Annotated in this window: 20 protein-coding genes; 5 read left to right on the plus strand and 15 right to left on the minus strand. The window is 71.1% G+C overall.

The window, feature by feature from the left end; translation table 11 throughout:
• Window positions 1-78: 78 nt before the first annotated feature.
• Window positions 79-753, plus strand: coding sequence for a DedA family protein (locus tag QRY02_RS36330; RefSeq protein WP_285987294.1), 675 nt, complete (start codon window positions 79-81; stop codon window positions 751-753).
• 66 nt (window positions 754-819) lie between these two features.
• On the opposite strand, the gene QRY02_RS36335 is transcribed toward QRY02_RS36330, so the two are convergent.
• From QRY02_RS36335 to QRY02_RS36370, 8 genes are all read right to left on the minus strand, one after another.
• Window positions 820-1233 carry a VOC family protein gene (locus tag QRY02_RS36335; protein ID WP_285987295.1) on the minus strand — a complete coding sequence of 138 codons (414 nt, stop codon included), beginning with the start codon at window positions 1231-1233 and terminating at the stop codon, window positions 820-822.
• A 181-nt stretch (window positions 1234-1414) separates the two neighbouring features.
• Entirely contained in the window at window positions 1415-2416 is a 1002-nt protein-coding gene (locus QRY02_RS36340; protein ID WP_285987296.1) for an isopenicillin N synthase family dioxygenase, read from the minus strand.
• A gap of 71 nt (window positions 2417-2487) precedes the next feature.
• Entirely contained in the window at window positions 2488-3228 is a 741-nt protein-coding gene (locus QRY02_RS36345) for an SDR family oxidoreductase (RefSeq protein ID WP_285987297.1), read from the minus strand.
• The gene (locus QRY02_RS36350; RefSeq protein WP_013230842.1) at window positions 3225-3860 is read right to left on the minus strand and encodes a nucleoside/nucleotide kinase family protein; all 636 of its coding nucleotides are present in this window, start codon (window positions 3858-3860) and stop codon (window positions 3225-3227) included. The genes QRY02_RS36345 and QRY02_RS36350 overlap by 4 nt, the downstream gene beginning before the upstream one ends.
• On the minus strand, window positions 3857-4684 hold the full coding sequence (locus tag QRY02_RS36355) for a PfkB family carbohydrate kinase (protein WP_285994020.1): 828 nt from the start codon (window positions 4682-4684) through the stop codon (window positions 3857-3859). Before QRY02_RS36355 ends, QRY02_RS36350 begins: the two co-directional genes overlap by 4 nt.
• A gap of 2 nt (window positions 4685-4686) precedes the next feature.
• Window positions 4687-5496: an ATP-binding cassette domain-containing protein gene (locus QRY02_RS36360; protein ID WP_285987298.1), complete on the minus strand. Its 810-nt coding sequence runs from the start codon at window positions 5494-5496 to the stop codon at window positions 4687-4689.
• Window positions 5493-6488: an ABC transporter permease gene (locus QRY02_RS36365; protein ID WP_285987299.1), complete on the minus strand. Its 996-nt coding sequence runs from the start codon at window positions 6486-6488 to the stop codon at window positions 5493-5495. The genes QRY02_RS36360 and QRY02_RS36365 overlap by 4 nt, the downstream gene beginning before the upstream one ends.
• A complete protein-coding gene (locus QRY02_RS36370) occupies window positions 6485-7501 on the minus strand; it encodes a substrate-binding domain-containing protein (protein WP_285987300.1) in 1017 nt (338 codons plus the stop codon). Before QRY02_RS36370 ends, QRY02_RS36365 begins: the two co-directional genes overlap by 4 nt.
• Window positions 7502-7606: 105 nt before the next feature.
• Between QRY02_RS36370 and QRY02_RS36375 the strand changes: the two genes are divergently transcribed.
• Both QRY02_RS36375 and QRY02_RS36380 read left to right on the plus strand, forming a co-directional pair.
• Entirely contained in the window at window positions 7607-8644 is a 1038-nt protein-coding gene (locus QRY02_RS36375; protein WP_285987301.1) for a LacI family DNA-binding transcriptional regulator, read from the plus strand.
• Between the two features lie 69 nt (window positions 8645-8713).
• Window positions 8714-9580, plus strand: a complete 867-nt coding sequence (locus QRY02_RS36380; RefSeq protein ID WP_285987302.1) for a LacI family DNA-binding transcriptional regulator — start codon at window positions 8714-8716, stop codon at window positions 9578-9580.
• A gap of 377 nt (window positions 9581-9957) precedes the next feature.
• On the opposite strand, the gene QRY02_RS36385 is transcribed toward QRY02_RS36380, so the two are convergent.
• Entirely contained in the window at window positions 9958-10986 is a 1029-nt protein-coding gene (locus QRY02_RS36385; RefSeq protein WP_285987303.1) for a glycoside hydrolase family 76 protein, read from the minus strand.
• 51 nt (window positions 10987-11037) lie between these two features.
• Between QRY02_RS36385 and QRY02_RS36390 the strand changes: the two genes are divergently transcribed.
• A complete protein-coding gene (locus tag QRY02_RS36390) occupies window positions 11038-13179 on the plus strand; it encodes a molybdopterin-dependent oxidoreductase (protein ID WP_285987304.1) in 2142 nt (713 codons plus the stop codon).
• A 96-nt stretch (window positions 13180-13275) separates the two neighbouring features.
• On the plus strand, window positions 13276-14262 hold the full coding sequence (locus QRY02_RS36395) for a cellulase family glycosylhydrolase (RefSeq protein ID WP_285987305.1): 987 nt from the start codon (window positions 13276-13278) through the stop codon (window positions 14260-14262).
• A 3-nt stretch (window positions 14263-14265) separates the two neighbouring features.
• Here QRY02_RS36395 and QRY02_RS36400 read toward each other — a convergent pair whose 3' ends face one another.
• From QRY02_RS36400 to QRY02_RS36425, 6 genes are all read right to left on the minus strand, one after another.
• Complete coding sequence (locus QRY02_RS36400; protein ID WP_285987306.1) at window positions 14266-14922, minus strand: TrmH family RNA methyltransferase; 657 nt, start codon at window positions 14920-14922, stop codon at window positions 14266-14268.
• Between the two features lie 15 nt (window positions 14923-14937).
• Entirely contained in the window at window positions 14938-15333 is a 396-nt protein-coding gene (locus QRY02_RS36405; RefSeq protein WP_285987307.1) for a DUF2784 domain-containing protein, read from the minus strand.
• Between the two features lie 335 nt (window positions 15334-15668).
• Window positions 15669-15944 (minus strand): hypothetical protein, encoded by a 276-nt coding sequence (locus tag QRY02_RS36410; protein ID WP_285987308.1) that lies wholly within the window; start codon window positions 15942-15944, stop codon window positions 15669-15671.
• Entirely contained in the window at window positions 15941-16312 is a 372-nt protein-coding gene (locus QRY02_RS36415; protein WP_285987309.1) for an Asp23/Gls24 family envelope stress response protein, read from the minus strand. The genes QRY02_RS36410 and QRY02_RS36415 overlap by 4 nt, the downstream gene beginning before the upstream one ends.
• Window positions 16309-16863 carry an Asp23/Gls24 family envelope stress response protein gene (locus tag QRY02_RS36420; protein WP_502874159.1) on the minus strand — a complete coding sequence of 185 codons (555 nt, stop codon included), beginning with the start codon at window positions 16861-16863 and terminating at the stop codon, window positions 16309-16311. Before QRY02_RS36420 ends, QRY02_RS36415 begins: the two co-directional genes overlap by 4 nt.
• Window positions 16854-17405 (minus strand): RNA polymerase sigma factor, encoded by a 552-nt coding sequence (locus tag QRY02_RS36425; protein ID WP_285987311.1) that lies wholly within the window; start codon window positions 17403-17405, stop codon window positions 16854-16856. Before QRY02_RS36425 ends, QRY02_RS36420 begins: the two co-directional genes overlap by 10 nt.
• Window positions 17406-17443 lie beyond the last annotated feature (38 nt).

Consider the following 17443-nt stretch of genomic DNA (forward strand, 5'->3'; position numbering starts at 1 on the left):
GTGAGAGCCGAATCTCCGGGCGAGCTCGATTTGCCCGTTCGCCGTGGCCCGTTCACCGGAGCCACGTAGGCTCGCGGTGTGAACGTCGTGAGCATCGAGGCCGCGGGCGTCGGCGTGAGCTGGCTGGACACCGCCGGGCCGCTGCTCGTCTGGGTGATCGTGCTGAGCTTCGTGCTGGTCGAATGCGCGCTGATCGTCGGGCTGTTCCTGCCCGGCGACTCGCTCCTGTTCGGGGCGGGCGTGGTGCTCGCGCAGCACGGTTCGGACGCCAACGCGTGGTTCCTGTCGGGCGCCGCGCTGATCGTCGCCGTCCTCGGCAACCAGATCGGCTACTACATCGGCCGCAAGGGCGGGACGAAGCTGATCGCCCGCCGCGACGGCAAGGTGCTGAACCGCCACAACCTCGAGCGCGCGCAACGGTTCCTGGACCGCCGGGGCTTCTTCGCGATCGTGGCGGCCCGCTGGATCCCGTGGATCCGCACGCTGGCCCCGCTGATCGCGGGCGCCGCCCGGATGGACCAGCGCCGGTTCCTGGTGGCGACGACGTTCGGCGGCCTGCTCTGGGTGCCGACGCTGGTGCTGCTCGGCTACTACGGTGCCGGCCTGCTGGACGCGCTGCCCTGGCTGAAGACGGCGGCGCTGTGGATCAGCATCGCGTTCTTCGTGTTCGGCACCGGGTACGGCGTGCTGCGCTACCGCCAGGAGATGCGCCGCCCGGTGGACTCGCCGGACGACAGCAACGCCCGCGCCTGAGCAGTCTTGCGGGGGTCCGGGTGGCGGAGCCCCCGGCCCGGGGCGAAGCCCCGGATATCACAGCCCTCAGAGCTGCGGGTCGGTCCAGATTTCGAGCTGGATGCCGTCGGGATCGCGGAACACGATCACCCGTGAGCCTTCGAAGGTGCGCGACGGCGCAACCGGCGTGTACGAGACGCCGAACTCCTGCAGCCGGCTCTCCCATTCGGCCAGCTCGGCGGCCGAGTGCACCCGGAAGGCGACGTGGTCCAGGCCCGTCCGGCGTTCGTCGAACCCGCGCCGCCCGGTGTCCGCGTGCTGCACCAGGACCACGGCGAATTCGTCCCCGGCGGACCGCAGCACGACCTTGCGCAGTCCCGTGTCCGGCTCTTCGCGCCGGGTGACCTCCTCGAGGTCGAGGACGCGCACGTACCACGGCACGCTGCGATCCACGTCGGTCACGGTGAGCGCGAGGTGGTGCACGGACATGAGTTTGGCCATGACTTCCGAAGCCGTCCTTTCTCGTGGCGGCTCCCCAGAGTTGCACAGCGTTCGATCGCCGAAACCGAGGTGACCAAGTTCCCGGTCCGATCGTGATCTCGTCGTCTCCGGCCGTCTCAGCAAGCGGACGGAACCTACCGGCGGTCACACCCGTCTTACGGATGGTGACCGCCGGTGATACTCACTGGCCGAGCAGCCGCAACCTGCCCTCCTCGTGGATGCGCTTGGTCGTCACCCGGTCGGGGTAGCAGCGGGTGAACATGTTCGTGAAGTGCGTGCCGTAGTGGATGTGCTCGTCGCCACCGGCCAGCGGCCGGACGGTGGTGCCGAACGACGGCTCGTGGAAGTACGCCAGGGTGTACCGCTCCCGGTCCGCGAGCCGGACCTTGTGCGGCGTCGACAGCAGCCGCCCGCCGGTGAGGAACTGCAGGATGTCGCCGGGGAAGACGGTGAACACCGCCGGCTCGGGTTCGACGAAGTGCCACGGCGGTTCGTTCTGGTACATCCCGGCCGTGCTCTCCTCCGCCAGCCAGTTGCGGCGACGCGGTTCGCCGGGCACCGGCGGCCGGATGAAGAGCCCGCCGACGTCGTCCTGCGCGGCGATCACGAGCAGGCCGTAGTCGGTGTGCGCGCCGATCCCTCGTTCGGTCGTCGCGGACCGGGCGGGGAACCGCAGCACGCGCATGTGGTGCCAGCCGTCCCGGGTGAGCCGCGTCAGCCGATCGATCTCCACGCCCAGCCCGAGCGCGACGAGCCGCAGGAGCTTCTCGCCGATTTCGCCGACTTCCCGCAGATGGGTTTGCATCGCCGTCCGGTAGCCGTCGTCCGGCCACGGCACCGGCCCGTGGCACGGCCGGCCTTCGGTGACGCGGGGGTCGGTGAGCGGGATGTCCGGGCACACCGTGAAGATCTCGGAATAGTCGGCCTCGCCCGCGGTCACTTCCTCACCGGAGGCGATGTAGCCGCTGTAGGTCAGATCGCTGACGAACTTCGCTTTCTCCGGCAGGGATCTCGCGAAGAACCGCCGGCTTTGGGCGAGCGCTTCGCCGGTGATCCGGTCCTGCTCCGGCGTGGCGGCGACCTGGAAGATCCCGTCGTCCTCCCAGGTCCGGACCAGCTGCCTGCCGAGTATCCGATCGACTGTCGTCCCGCTCACCGAAACGGGCAGCTCGAACGTACGCATTGTTGTTCACCTTTCGCGCGGTTCCGGAAACGCTCACCACACGAAAGCCGGGAAATGCCGGTTCACAAGGATCAGCGGCCGCCACCGACGTCCAGGACCGCACCCGTCGTGAACGACGAAGCTTCCGACAGCAGGAACAGCACCGCCTCCGCGATTTCCGCCGGCTGACCGGGCCGGCCCAGCGGAATCTGCGGCGCGTACTTCGCCATCCGGTCCGGCAGGCCCGCCGCCGCGTGCAAACCCGTGTCGATCATGCCGGGCCGCACCGCGTTGACGCGGATCCCGTCCGCCGCGACCTCCTGCGCGAGCCCGAACGTCAGCGTGTCCACCGCCGCCTTCGACGCGGCGTAGTGCACCCACTCGCCGGCCGAGCCGGTGCGGGCCGCCGTCGAGGAGATGTTGACGATCGCGCCGCCGCTGCCGCCGTGCCGGGTGGACATCCGGCGGACCGCCTCGCGGCAGCACAGGAACACCCCCGTCACGTTCACCTCGAGGGTGCGCCGGACGACGTCGACCTCGTAGTCCTCGAGCCGGCCCGGGGTGTTGCCGACGATCGCCGCGTTGTTGACCAGGCCGGTGACCGGCCCCAGCTCGGCCGCCGCGTCGAACAGCGCGCGGACGTCGTTCTCGTCGGAGACGTCCGCGCGGCAGGCCAGCGCCTGCCGTCCGGAAGCACGCACCTGCGAAGCGACGGCTTCAGCGGGCGCGGGGTCGCCGGAGTAGTTCACGACGACGTCCTCGCCGCGCGCGGCGGCCAGCACGCAGATCGCCGCGCCGATCCCGCGGCTGCCGCCGGTGACGACGAGGGTCAAATCGCGAAGTTCGCCAGCGGCAGGTTCTCCAGCACCAGGTCGGCGCGGTCGCGCGTCTGCGAGATGAGGTCGGCGTTGCGCTGGTCGGAGCCGAGCGCGCGCTGCCGGGCCTCGACCAGCGAACGGCCGTAGCGGCGATGGCGCGAGACGAGCCGTTCGATGCGCTCGGGCTCGTCCGGCGCGAGGAACCAGGCCTCGGTGAGCAGCGGGCGGATCGCGCTCCACGGGTCGTCCGGCAGCAGCAGGTAGTTGCCCTCGGTGATGACGAGCTGGACCTCCGGCGGCACCGCGACGGCCCCGGCGATGGGCTCCTCGATCTCGCGGCGGAACTCCGGCGCGTACACCGTTTCGCGGCCTTCGGCCAAGCGGCGGATGAGGTGGTAGTAGCCCGCGGCGTCGAACGTGTCCGGGGCGCCCTTGCGCTCGGTGCGGCCGAGCCGGCGCAGCTCGACCTGCGCGAGGTGGAAGCCGTCCATGCCGACCACCGCCGCACGCGAACCGAGCGCGTTGGCCAGCGCCCAGGCGAGCGTGGTCTTGCCGGACGCGGGCGAGCCGATGATGCCGAGCACGTTGCGCTGCCCGCGCACGGTCAGCCCCTCGGCCCTGGCCAGCAGGTCGTCGAACGCCGTCATGTCCTGTTCCTTCCTGCGATCGCGGTCGTCCACGACCGCGGTCCCACATGCCGCACCCGTTCGGCGGCCACCTCGTTGGCGAAGCGGATCCGGTCCGTCACCGTCCGTTCGCGTGCCACGGCCACGGCGAGCGCGCCGTGCCAGACGTCGCCCGCCCCTAGTGTGTCCCGCGCTTCGACCGCGGGCACAGGCACCTCACCCGAGCCGCCGTCCGCAGTGGACCAGCGCACCGGACCGGCGCCCGCGGTGGTGATGACGGTGGGGACGCCGCGCTCGTGCAGGCCGGGCTCCGGCGCGGTGAAGTGCGCGGAGCACGCGGCCACGTCGACCAGCGGGAGGAGCTCGTCGAGGACGGGTTTCCAGCTCCCGGCGTCGAGCACGACCGGGACGTCCCCGGCCGCCCGGGCGACGGACAGCGCGAGGCCGGGGTGGTGGCCATCGACCAACACCACGTCCGCGTCGACCTGGCCGCTCCAGGTGGCTTCCGAGCCGGCCGCGTTGCGGGAGACGACCGTCCGCTCGCCGTCGCGGTCGCGGACGGCGGCCGCGCTGACCGGCGGCGGCCCGGTCCGGCCGGGGTCGATGTCGATGACCCGGACGCCGTGGGTTTCCAGGTCGGCGCGGGCGAGCGCCGCCAGCGGGTGCGCACCGAGGACGGTCAGCAGGGTCGCCTCGGCACCGAGCGCGGCGGCCGTCACCGCGGCGTTCGTCGCGGGCCCACCGGCCGCGACGTCCACCCGCAGTGACTGCACCTTCTCGCCCGGCGCCGGCAGCTCATCGACCCGCTGGACCACGTCCACGGTGCACAAGCCCGCCAGCAGCACTCTCACTTCAAGCCGGCCACATGTGTAGCGGCGGCGGCTTCTTCCACTTCACCGTTCTCGTTGAGCCGCAACGCACCCGTGAGCAGGCCGACGACCTGGTTCATCGAGTGCGTCTTCGGCGAGACGACTGCGACGCGCTTGCCGAGGCGGTGCACGTGGATGCGGTCGGCGATGTCGAACACGTGCGGCATGTTGTGGCTGATCAGCACGACCGGCAGGCCGCGGTCGCGGATCCGGCCGATCAGGTCGAGCACCTTGCCGGACTCGGCGACGCCGAGAGCGGCCGTGGGCTCGTCCATGATCACGGCTTTCGTGCCGAACGCGGCCGCGCGGGCCACGGCGACACCCTGGCGCTGGCCACCGGACAGCGTCTCGACGGGCTGGCTGATCGATTTGATGTTGATGCCCAGCTCGTCGAGGATCCGCTGCGCCTCCGACCGCATGGTGGCAGTGTCGAGCTTGCGGAACAGCCCGAGCGGCCCCTTGAGCCGCTTTTCCCGGCCCAGGAACATGTTCGACGCGATGTCGAGCGCGGGCGCGACGGCGAGGTCCTGGTACACCGTCTCGATGCCGTAGTGGCGAGCGTCCAACGGGGACTTGAAGTGGACGGTCTTGCCGTCCACTTTGATCTCGCCCTCATCGGGGATCACCGCGCCGGACAGGGTTTTGATGAGCGACGACTTCCCGGCGCCGTTGTCGCCGACCACGGCGAGCACCTCGCCGGGCAGCAGGTCGAAGTCGGCGCCGTCGATGGCGGTCACCCGGCCGTAGCGCTTGACCAGTCCGCGAGCCTGGAGGATGGGTTCACTCATGACTGCTGCTGCCTCCTCGCGATGCGGTCCACCACGACGGCGGCGATGAGCAGGGCGCCGGTGGCGAGGTCCTGGTAGTTGCCGTCGACGTTCATCTGGGTCAGCCCCGACCGCAGCACCGCCACGACCAGCGCGCCCATCAGCGTGCCGAGCACCGAGCCGCGGCCGCCGAAGAGGCTCGTCCCGCCGAGGACGACGGCGGTGATGGAGTCGAGGTTGCCGAGCTGGAACTGGTTCGGGTCGGCGTTCGGCGTCCGGCCGAGCGCCTGCCAGGCCGCGATGCCGAAGGTCAGCCCGGCCACGATGTACACCGACAGCACCGTGCGGTTGACCTTGATGCCGGACAGCCGCGCGGACTCCGGCGCGTTGCCGACCGCGTAGACGTGCTTGCCCCACGCGGTTTTCGTCAGCGCGTACCAGACGCCGAGGTACATCAGCAGCGCCAGCGTCATGCCGTAGGTGATCGGGATGCCGCCGAAGAGGTAGCGCTTGGTGCCGAGCCACTGCAGCACCCCGTCGGTCACCGGCACGGCCTGGCCGCCGGCGATCAGCTTCGACACCGCGGTCAGCATGGTGAACGTGCCGAGCGTGATGATGAACGCCGGCAGCTTGATCCGCGTGGCGAGCCCGCCGATGAAGATGCCGACGATGATCGTCAGCACCACCCCGGCGAGCAGCGCGACGAAGCCGTTCGTGCCGGCCGCGGCGAGCTTCGCCATGATCAGGGTCGCGACGACCATCGAGGCCGCGTTGGACAGGTCGATGCCCGCGATGAGGATGACGAGCGTCTGGCCCAGCGCGAGCGTCCCGACGACGAGCGACTGCTGGACCACGGTGGACAGGTTGTCGAGGTCGAAGAAGGTGTCCGTGGCCAGTGAGAACACCACGATCGCGACGACCAGCGCGAGCGCCGGGCCGACCGCCGGGGCGCGGAGCAGGAAGTCGCCGAGTGATTCACGGTCCTTTGTAGACACTGCGGTCGCTGTTGTCACTTCTTGCCTCCCCAGCAGTTCTGCAGGCCCCAGGCCGAGTCGTGGCTCTCGATGCCGGGCAGGGGCTTGTCGGTGATCACGGCGGACCCGGTGTTCACGAAGCCGGACGGCTTCTTCCCGGTCTTGGCGTACTCGACGGCGGCGAGCACACCCTGCTCGGCCATCTTCTTCGGGAACTGCATGACGGTGGCGGCGATCTGGCCGTCCTTGACGTTCTGGACGCCTTCGCAGCCGCCGTCGATCGAGCCCATCACGATCTGCCCGGTGAGCCCACGTGCCTTGAGCGCCGCGTACGCGCCGCGGCCCATCGGCTCGTTCATCGAGTAGACGGCGTTGATGTCGGTGCTGCGCTGCAGCAGGTTCTCCATGCCCTGCTGGGCGAGGCTCTGGTCGCCGTTGGCCGCGGTGTGGCCCTTGATCTCCGGCGAGCCGTCGGTCAGCCCGATGCCCTTGAGGAACCCGGTGTGCCGCTGGGTGTCGACCGTGCTGCCCGCCGTGCCGTCGACCATCAGCAGCTTGGGCGGGGTGCCGCCCAGCGAGGCCTTGACGTACGCGCCCTGCTGCTCGCCGGCCGCGAAGTTGTCGGTGGCGAAGGTGGCGTCGACGGCATCGGCCGGTTCGGTGGCGGTGTCGAGGGCGATGACCAGGACCCCGGCGTCGCGGGCGTCCTTGATCGCCTTGAGCACGCCGGTGGACGAGCTGGGCGTGATCAGGATGGTGTTCGCGCCCTGCTGGCGGAGGTTCTCGATGGCGCGGACCTGGCCGTCGTTGTCGCCGTCGAACTGGCCGGCGAGCGCGCTGAAGTCGGCGCCGTTGGCCTGCGCGGCCGCTCTGGCGGCGTTGCGGAGTTCCACAAAGTAGGGGTTGGTGTCGGTCTTGGTGACCAGGCCGACCTTCGCCTTGCCGCTCCCGCCCGTGTTGGTGTTGCCACCCCAGTGACGCTCGACCGTGCACCCGGTCGTCGCGGCGAGGACGGCGGCCAGCGTGAGCGCGGTGAGACTTCGGTGTCTCATGGATTCCCAGCCTTTTCATGTGGAGGCTTGCCGATGGTCGGGAAGGTAGACAGACTGCTCCGTGCGCGCAAGCGTTTGCGCAAACGCTTGCCGGAAAGGATGGGTATGCCCCAGTCGAAGTCTTCGCGGCCGACCCAGCGGGACATCGCCGAGCTCGCGGGCGTATCGATCACCACCGTCTCGCACGTGGTGAACGGGACGCGTGCGGTCGCGGAGGACACCAAGGCCGCGGTGCTGCGGGCGATCGAAACGACCGGCTACACCGGCGACGCGATCGCGCGTTCGCTGGTCACGGGCGGGACGCGGTCGATCGGGATGGCGATCTCCCTGGTGGCCAACCCGTACTTCGCGACGCTGATGCAGGCGATCGAGCGGGAGGCGTCGACGCACGGCTACACCGTCCTGCTGGCCGACACCCATGACGCCGCGGACACGGAACGTGACACCGTACGAGCGCTGCGCTCCCGTCGCGTCGACGGCCTGCTCATCACCCCGGCACCCGGCGACGGGCCGGTGATCGGCGAGCTGGTGTCCCTGGACGTGCCGACCGTGCTCATCGACCGGCTGTCCACCCGCACCGACGTCGACCAGGTCGGCTCGGAGAACATCCAGGCGACGTCGGCGCTGACCGCGCACCTGGCGACGCTCGGGCACCGGCGGATCGGGATGATCAGCGGCGTGCCCGGGCTGTCGACGAGCGAGGAGCGGGTGCTCGGCTACCGGCTGGGCCTCGGCCGGTCCGGGCTCACCTGGTCGTCCGACCTCGTGGCCTGCGGAAATTCCTCGCGCGAGGGCGGCGCGCTGGCGTTGAGCACGCTGCTGGCGCTGCCCGAGCCGCCGACGGCGCTGGTGGTCGGGAACGACAGCATGATGGTCGGGGTGCTGCACGAAGCCCGGCGGCGCGGGCTCCGGATCGGGCGCGACCTGCCGGTGGTGGTCTACGACGACGTCGAGTGGGCGGACCTGGTCGACCCGCCGCTGACGACGATGGCGCAGCCGATCGAGGAGATCGGCCGGCAGGCGGTGCGGCTGCTGCTGGCCCGGATCAACGACCCGGCGCGCAAGGCCGAGACGGTCCGGCTGCCACCCACGCTGCGTCACCGTGAGTCGTGCGGCTGTCCACCGGTTCACTCACTTCAGTGAATCTGGGTTCCTGACATCCCCGCGCGGCCGTTCAGCGGATACCTTTCCGCTGAGCGTCTGCGAGGGCTTATGACCGCACTTTCGCCGGACCTCCGGTTGTGGGACCCCCCGGTCACCTACCGGATCGGCGTCGCGATGGGTGTGCACGCGCACCCGTACTCCGGCGAACTGCTGCGCGCCATCAGGGCAGCCGCGGCACAGGCGGGCTGTGACGTCGTACTGGCGGACACCGAGGACACCGTGGGCGAAGAAGCCGCGGTGGTGCGCGCGCTGCGCGCGGACCTCGTGGACGGCGTGCTGCTGGTCCCCTCGGCCGGCGACGAAGCGGTGATCAACGGCCTGGTGCGGATGGGCGTGCCGACGGTGCTGCTGGATCGCGTGGCCGCGCGCAACGACGTCGACCAGGTGGGCACGGAGAACGTGCACGCGGTGGCGTCGCTGGTGCGCCACCTGACCGAGCGGCGGCACCGCAAGATCGGCCTGATCTCCGGCGAGGAGGGCCTCGAGGTCAGCCGCGAGCGGGTCCGCGGCTACCGGCTCGGGCTGGAGCAGGCGGGCCTGCGCTTCAACCGCGAGCTGGTGGAGTGCGGGCTGTCGACCTCGGGCGGCGCAACCCGCGCGACGGCCAAGCTCCTCGACGGCTGGCCGTCCCCGACGGCCCTGGTGGTGGCGGACGAGTCGATGCTGGTGGGCGTGCAGTACGAGGCCCACCGCCGCGGGATCCGCATCGGCTCGGAGCTGGCGGTGGTGGGGTACGGCGACATGGACTGGGCCCGCCGCGTCAGCCCGGCCGTGACGACGCTGGTCCAGCCGGTCGCGGACCTGGGCCGCCGGGCGGTGCAGCTGCTGATGTCCCGCATGGCCGACCCGGACCGGCCGCCGGAATCGGTGTGGCTGACCCCGAAATTCCTGCACGGCGCCTCCTGCGGCTGCTGAACCGCTGGTCAGATCAGGCGTTTCTCTCCTCGATCCGAGTCCGTCGACGTTTCCAACGCCGAGTCACTACGCCTTGGCGCCTTGACCATGAACTTACCGATCTTGACCAGGATGGGCCGGTCATACCGGTAGCTGAGCCACACCAGGACAACGAGGGTGAGGCAGGGGAAGCCGAGAGCGAGCAGGAACAAAGTCGTCCTCCACAGAGGGCTCGTCCGAGCTGGTACGGGGCGAGCCCCGGGACAGACACTTTGTCGACCGACAGCATAGCGGACCCTCGAACGCCAGGAGGATGGTGGAGGGACCCGCCCTTCTCCATGCCGGACAGGGCAGATTTGCGCCTTTCCCGACACGACTGAACTGACCTCGATGGCGGGCTAACCGCCGATCGGCGGGCCGGCGACCTCTGGTGACAGCGTCGCCGCGGCTTCCAGGAGCATCCAGCCGCCCACCTGGACCGACATGTCCCGCTCCGGGGCGTCTTCGGGCAATGGCCAAGGCGCCGGGCGGTCCCAGTACGCGCTGAACAGCGGCCCCTCCGGCGTGGCCGCTGCCCCCGACCGGCAGGCCTCCGCCGACGTCAGCACCAGCGACCGGGCCACCGCAGCCTCCGGGCCGGGCAGGGAACGAGCCGCCAAGGCCAGGTACCGGGCCAGGATCGCCGCGAACAACCCGCCGTCGCCGCCGCCCTGGCCGCGGATGACACCTCCCGGCGCGAGGTGCTCCGCCACCGCGCGGACGGTCCGCGCCGCATTGTCCACTTCGGACAACTCAAGGCACGCCCCGAGGTACACCCCTTGGCAGTACGTGTAAATGTGCTTCACCAGCTCGCCCGTGTCCGCACGGATCCCGTCCCGGACCAAGCCGGTCGCCGGATCGACCAAAGTGGACGAAAGCCAGTCCGTCATGGCGCGAGCGCGGGACACGTTGCCGGACCGGGCGTGGAAGATCGCCGCCGGGCCGTTGGCCGGGGCGTTCTTGAAGTCGTCGCCGCGGCGCCACCAGATGCCGCCGCCCGCCGCCGGCGTCCAGCCCGACAGGAGCTGGGTGTCGATCGCCGCCACGGCCGGGCCGACGTCGATGCCCAGCGCGGAAACCCGTTGCAGCGCAAGGCCCAGCCACGCGATGTCGTCGTAGTAGTCGTTCGTCCACTTGCCGAAGTTGCGCAGCCGCACCGATCGGACGAACGACCGGATCAACGCCAGGCGCTTCGGCGAAGGAGCGCGCAGCTGGGCGTCGACCAGCGTGTCCAGCAGGTGCGCCTGCCACCAGTAGTTCCAGTGCCAGTGCAGCCGCTGATCCACCGCGGCCGGCCAGCGGCTGCGGCCCAGGACCGTGCCGGGCAGCGCCCACACCCGGCGCAGGTGCCGCGAAGTCACCGCGCGTTCCGCGGCCGAGACGTCCATGACGCAATCGTGCCTTGCCGATCGACATACCGCTCGGTATGTTCGGTGGTCATGACGACCGCCCACCTCACCTGCCCGCTGTGCGAAGCCACCTGCGGCCTGGAGGTGACGCTCGACGCGAACCAGCGGGTCACGCGCGTCCAAGGGGACGACAAGGACGTCTTCTCCCGGGGATACATCTGCCCCAAGGGCGCGTCGCTCGGCGCGCTGCACCACGACCCCGACCGGCTGACCGCCCCGCTGCTCAAGCGCGACGGCGAGTTCGTCGAGGTCAGCTGGCAGGAGGCGTACGACGAGATCGCCCGCCGTCTCCCGCCGATCATCGAGCAGCACGGCCGGGACGCCGTCGCGGTGTACGCGGGCAACCCCGGCGTGCACAACATCGCGCTGACGCTCTACGGCCGCGTGCTCTACAAAGCCTTGGGCACCAAGAACTTCTACAGCGCGACGTCGGTCGACCAGCTGCCGAAGCACTTCTCCGCCGGCACGATGTTCGGCGACCCGCTCGCCATCCCGGTGCCCGACCTCGACCGGACGCGGCATCTGTTGATCCTCGGCGCCAACCCGCTCGTCTCCAACGGCAGCCTGATGACCGCGCCGGACATCCGCGGGCGGCTGCGCGGGATCCGCGACCGCGGCGGCAAGATCGTCGTCGTCGACCCGCGCCGCACCCGCACCGCCCAGTTCGCCGACGAACACCACGCCATCCGGCCCGGCACCGACGCGCTGCTGCTGTTCGCGCTGGTCAACGTCCTGTTCGCGGAAGACCTCGTCGCACCAGGACGACTCGCGGAACACCTCAACGGCCTCGACGACGTCCGGGACCTGGCTCAGCCGTTCACACCGGAGGCCGTCGCCCCGCGCACCGGCATCGACGCGGCCGAGATCCGCCGGATGGCCCGGGAGCTCGCCTCCGAGCAGGCCGTGGTGTACGGACGGATCGGCACCACGACGCAGGCGTTCGGCACCATCGCGAGCTGGCTGGTCGACGTCCTCAACGTGCTCACCGGCCACCTCGACTCCCCGGGCGGCGCGATGTTCCCGCTGGCCGCGTGCCAGCCCACCGGGAACCGGCGGCCGTTCGCCGTCGGGCGCTGGCGCAGCCGGGTGCGCGGCCTCCCCGAGGTCGTCGGCGAGCTGCCGGTCGCGACGCTCGCCGACGAGATCGAAACCCCGGGCGAGGGCCAGGTCCGCGCGCTGATCGCGGTCAGCGGCAATCCCTGCCTCAGCACGCCGAACGCCGGACGGCTGGCCGCGGCGGTGGCCGGCCTCGACTTCATGATCTCCGTCGACGTCTACCTCAACGAGACGTCCCGCCACGCCGACGTCATCCTGCCCGGCCCGTCACCGCTCGAACGACCGCACTTCGACCTGGCCTTCTACCAGCTGTCCATCCGCAACGTCGCCAACTGGACACCCGCGACGCTGCCGTCAGCGCTCCCGCAGGAGTGGGAGACGATGCTCCGGCTCACCGGCATCGTCGCCGGTCAGGGCCCGGAGGCCGACGTCGCGGCGCTCGACGACTTCGTCGCCGCGGAGACCGCACGCCGCAACGGGCTCGACGTCGCCGTCGCCGGAGAGCGCACCGGGCCCGCACGCCTGGTCGACCTGCTACTGCGCGCCGGCCCCTACGACGTCACGCTGGCCGATCTCGAAGCCGCGCCGCACGGGATGGACTTCGGGCCGCTGCAGCCGCGGATCCCCGAGATCCTGTGCACGGCGTCCGGCCGGATCGAACTCGCGCCCGAGCCGGTCGTCGCCGACGTCCCGCGCTTGCGGGAAGAACTCGCGAAGACCGTGGAAGCCGGCCTGGTGCTGATCGGGCGGCGGCACCTGAGCTCGAACAACTCGTGGATGCACAACCTGGCCCCGCTGGTCCGCGGCGGCAACCGGTGCACCGTCCAGGTCCACCCCGCCGACGCGAAGCGGCTGGGCCTCACCGACGGCGGCCTCGCTTCGGTGACGTCCCGCGCCGGAAAACTGCAGGTCCCGGTCGAGGTGACCGACGAGATCCGGCCCGGCGTCGTCAGTATCCCGCACGGCTGGGGCCACGACGCCGACGGCTCGCGGACGCGGGTGGCGCGCGCGAACCCCGGCGTCAACTCGAACCTGGTCGCCGACGAGACGCTGCTGGACGTTCCGTCCGGAACGTCGGTGTTGAACGGGATTCCGGTCGAGGTCGCCCCCGCCTGACGCTTGACACCGGGGTGGGCGCTGCCGCATTCTCGGCTCGGATGTTGACGTAAACATCGATCTTCACCCGCGCGCCCCTCGGACATCGGAGTTCGTATGAAGCGCTTTGGCACCCGTATCTGGCTACGCGCCGCGATGGCCGCGGCACTCGCTGTCCCCCTGCTCGCAGTCCCGCAGAGCGCCACCGCCGCCACGAACAGTTTCCGCGGCGTCAACTGGGCGGACGCCCGCGACAACTACGTGGACGGCTGGGTGATCCCGACCGGCCTCGCCGCCGGGGACAGCTACGCGAGCGTCCGCAGCAAAGCGGACGGCATCATCACCGGCTTCCAGCAGAAGCTCGGCGCGAACACCGTACGGCTGCCGATCAACCCCCAGAGCGTCAATTCGGACTGGTGGGGGCGGTACAAGGGCGCCGCCGACTCGGCCCTGTCCCACGGCATGAAGGTCATCTTCGGCTACTGGGAAGCGAACAAGGACGGCTTCGTCGACGACGGAGGCGCCTGGAACACCATGTGGGACAAGGTCACCGCCGACTACGGCGGCAACGGCAACGTGTACTTCGAGCCGATGAACGAGCCGTTCGGCTACAGCCTGAGCGCCTGGGTGTCGCTCTGCTCGACCTGGCTGTCCCGGCACTCGAGCATCCCGCGCGGCCGGGTGCTGATCAGCGGCACCGGCTACAACGACAACGTGACGGGCGTCGGCGCGGCGAGCGCGTTGTCCGGCACGCTGCTGTCGCTGCACTTCTACGGCTTCTGGGCCTCGGACACGACCCGCTCGGCGTGGACGACCAACCTCAGCAACCGGCTCGGGTCGTACTCGTCCCGCACGATCATCGACGAGGCCGGTGCCCCGATGACGACCGGCCTGAACTACTCGGCCGGGCACCAGGACGGCAACAACTTCACCGCGTACTTCGCCGCCACCACGGACCTGACGCGGTCCCGGCAGATGGGTGTCGTCTACTGGCCCGGCCTGCGCTCCGGGGACACGTACTCGATCACGCGCCAGAGCGGCAGCGGCCTGGAGGTCAACAACGCGACGGGCGTGGCGCAGCTGCGCTGGGGCTGGGGCCTGTAGGCCTCACCAGGCGCGGCCGAGGTCGGCGTGCTGCCGGATCCAGGCGTGCATGACGATCCCGGCCGCGACCCCGGCGTTGATCGAGCGGGTCGTGCCGAACTGGGCGATCGACACCACCAGCGACGCGGCTTCCTGCGCCTGCGGGGACAGCCCCGGCCCTTCCTGGCCGAACAGCAGCACGCAGTCGCGCGGGATTTCGGCCGTCTCGACCGGCTGGGAGCCCGGCGTGTTGTCCACCGCGACGACGGCGAGGCCGTGCTCGGCCGCGAAGACGATCAGGCCGTCGACGTCGTCGTGGTGGCGGAGGTGCTGGTAGCGGTCGGTCACCATGGCCCCGCGCCGGTTCCAGCGGCGGCGGCCGACGATGTGCACCTCGGCCGCGGCGAACGCGTTGGCCGTCCGGACCACGGTGCCGATGTTGTGGTCGTGCTGGAAGTTCTCGATCGCGACGTGGAACGGGTGCCGCCGGCTGTCCACATCGGACACAATGGCTTCGCGGCGCCAGTAGCGGTAGGCGTCGACGACATTGCGGCGGTCGCCCTCCCGCAGCAGCTCGGGGTCGTACCGCTCGTCCGCGGGCCACTCACCCGGCCACGGGCCGACGCCGACCTCTTCGCGGCTCACCCACTCAGTGGGTCCGGCGTCGTGCGGTGTGGTCACACCGACGATTGTCGCTCAGCCCAGGTGGACGGGACGCACGTGGGTTTCCTCGGCGTCGTCGTGGCGGTGGCGCCAGCGGTGGTAGACGCCCACGTAGGAGTAGGCGACCACCGCGATCGCGCCGATGCCGACCGCCGGCAGCCACGACTGCGGGAACACCGTGCCGTACAGGTAGTAGGCGTTGAACCCGCCGGGCAGGTCGCCGAGGCCCTGCTGGTGCCGGAAGTAGTTCTCCAGCGCGGTGAACGGGCACGGCACCGGCGCCACGTTGACCAGGATGCCCCAGGCCAGCCCGAGCAGGTGGACGAAGATCAGCTTCGGCCAGCGCCACGCCACGAATCCGCCGAAACCGATGAGCAGCAGCGCCAAGATGTGCACCGCGACGGTCACGTCGGCCAGGAATTTCGCCATCGCACCCCCTCCACCGATCCCCCTACCAGCGACTTTACTCCGCCGGCCGGCGTCGTCCGCCCTGAGGAATGCCCAGCCGTGTGATTTTTAACCCAGCGGAGCAATCGGTTCACCTGCGCGGTGACGGAGGGGCTACGCCCGGTGGAAATTCCGGCGGCCGCTTGGCGGGGTACCGCGTCGGCTCCTCGTGCGGGTACTGGTCCGGCGCGCCGTCCGGTTTCTTCCGGTTCGGGTCGGCTGGGTGCTGCGGCTCCGGCGGCTCGCCGGGCGTCGACGGCTCGTCCATGCGCTCGACGGTACGCCCGGGTCCCGCCCCCGCCGCGCGGATTTCGCCGTCAGCCGAACGCCGCGCCGTCGAGGTCGGTGACGACCAGGCGCAGCCGCGCGTTCTCCCACTCCGTGCCCGTCAGCACCGGGCGCACGGCTCGCGCCGCCCGGTCCAGCAGCGGCGGGATCGGCAGCCGGGTCGCGATCAGCCGGACCTGGACCACCTCCGGGCTCAGGTCCACCGCCATCCCCTCCCGGCCCATCGGCAACGGGGTCGCCGGCCGGAGGCCGGCCACCTCCGCGAGCGCACCGACGATCCGCTCGACGGCTTCCTCGGCGGTCACCGGGCTTCCGGCTCGATGTCCAGAATGGACACCGTCACCTCGGCGACGACCAGGCCGGTCTGCTCGGCCACGAACCGCGTCACCGCGCGCTGGACCGCCCGGCCCACCGCCGCCGCCTGGTCGGCCGCCGCCGTGACGAGGTCGATCTGGACCGTCACCCGGCCGTCGGTGGTGCGGACCCGGACGCCGTCCGCCGGCGCCGGGTCGAGGCCCTTCCAGCGCTGGCGGGCCGCGCGCGTCCACGCCGTCACCAGGCCGCGCAGGCCCGGTTCGAGGCGCACCACCCCCGGTGTGGTGATCGCCGCCCGCGCCGCCACGCCGGCGATCACCGGATCGGCGATGACGTACTCAGCGCTGTCGACGCTCATTCCCCTGGCTCCCCATACACGTCGTCCACGAGCAGGTCGAGCTTCGCCAGCGTCAGGCCCACGCGGGCCGCGGCCGCCGCGGTCACCCGCTCCCGCACCTTCGCCAGCGCCGTCCCACCGGCGGCGTTCCGCAGGCTCACCGCGAGGGTGAGTTCCACCTCGACCCCGCCCGGGACGGTCCGCAGCCGGCACCGTCGCGCCCGGACGCCGTCGACGGTGTCCGCCGCGTACCGCAGCACCGACGCCACCGCCTGCTCGCTGACCTCGACGAACCCGGGTTCCGGGGTCGGCAGGCGCACCATCGAGCCGCGCCGCACCTCGGCGCGCACCGCCGACATGATCCGCCCGAACAGGTCCGGCGACGGCGCGTCCTCCGCGGCCGCGAGCTCGGAAGTGGCCTCGCGCAAGGCCAGCAGGCTCTCGCGCGCGGCCCGGCAGTGCGGGCAGGTCAGCTCGTGCTCGTCGGCCAGCCCGGCGCCGACCGCGTCGAGCCGCTCCCACACCTGCTCGACATCGCGTTCGCAGGGCAGCTCGTAGTCCGTCATCGCCACGGCTTCATCACCTCCGCCAGCTGGGCCCGGGCACGCGCGATCCGGCCGCGGACCGCGGTCGCGTTGACGCCGACGATTTCGCCGATCTCGTCGTAGGACCGGCCGTGCACTTCGCGCAGCAGCCAGCACGCTCGCTGCTCGGGAGTCAGCTGGTCCAGCGCCGCGGTCAGCGCCGCGAGCTGGCTGCTCACCTGGGCGGCCCGCTCCGGCTGGAGGTCGGCCCGCGGCGACTCGGCGGTGTCGAGGTCGACGTCGGCCCGGGGCCGCCGCGCGCGGATCGCGTTGAGACAGCGGTTCGTGGTGGCCCGGTAGAGCCAGCCGACGAACGCGGCGTCCTCGCTGAGCTGGCCGAGCTTGCGCCAGGCGGTGAGGAACACCTCCTGCACGACGTCCTCGGCGTCACCGCGGTGGGCGAGCATCTTGACGGCGAGCCGGAACATCGGCCCCTGGTAGCGCAGCACGAGCTGCTCGTAGGCCCGGACGTCACCGTCCCGCGCCCGGCCGACGAGAGTCACGTCGTCGAGCGGCGTAGTCGTCGTCACGGCACCTCCTCGCGGGGAGGACACCGGCGGGCGGAAAA

Origin of the sequence: Amycolatopsis sp. DG1A-15b (assembly GCF_030285645.1) — a bacterium.
Lineage (GTDB): Bacteria > Actinomycetota > Actinomycetes > Mycobacteriales > Pseudonocardiaceae > Amycolatopsis.

Coding starts and splice junctions, on each gene's coding strand:
- QRY02_RS36335 (WP_285987295.1), bottom strand. CDS start 1,233: ATGGCCAAACTCATGTCCGTGCACCACCTCGCGCTCACCGTGACCGAC.
- QRY02_RS36340 (WP_285987296.1), bottom strand. CDS start 2,416: ATGCGTACGTTCGAGCTGCCCGTTTCGGTGAGCGGGACGACAGTCGAT.
- QRY02_RS36350 (WP_013230842.1), bottom strand. CDS start 3,860: ATGACGGCGTTCGACGACCTGCTGGCCAGGGCCGAGGGGCTGACCGTG.
- QRY02_RS36360 (WP_285987298.1), bottom strand. CDS start 5,496: ATGAGTGAACCCATCCTCCAGGCTCGCGGACTGGTCAAGCGCTACGGC.
- QRY02_RS36370 (WP_285987300.1), bottom strand. CDS start 7,501: ATGAGACACCGAAGTCTCACCGCGCTCACGCTGGCCGCCGTCCTCGCC.
- QRY02_RS36375 (WP_285987301.1), top strand. CDS start 7,607: ATGCCCCAGTCGAAGTCTTCGCGGCCGACCCAGCGGGACATCGCCGAG.
- QRY02_RS36380 (WP_285987302.1), top strand. CDS start 8,714: ATGACCGCACTTTCGCCGGACCTCCGGTTGTGGGACCCCCCGGTCACC.
- QRY02_RS36385 (WP_285987303.1), bottom strand. CDS start 10,986: ATGGACGTCTCGGCCGCGGAACGCGCGGTGACTTCGCGGCACCTGCGC.
- QRY02_RS36390 (WP_285987304.1), top strand. CDS start 11,038: ATGACGACCGCCCACCTCACCTGCCCGCTGTGCGAAGCCACCTGCGGC.
- QRY02_RS36395 (WP_285987305.1), top strand. CDS start 13,276: ATGAAGCGCTTTGGCACCCGTATCTGGCTACGCGCCGCGATGGCCGCG.
- QRY02_RS36405 (WP_285987307.1), bottom strand. CDS start 15,333: ATGGCGAAATTCCTGGCCGACGTGACCGTCGCGGTGCACATCTTGGCG.
- QRY02_RS36415 (WP_285987309.1), bottom strand. CDS start 16,312: ATGAGCGTCGACAGCGCTGAGTACGTCATCGCCGATCCGGTGATCGCC.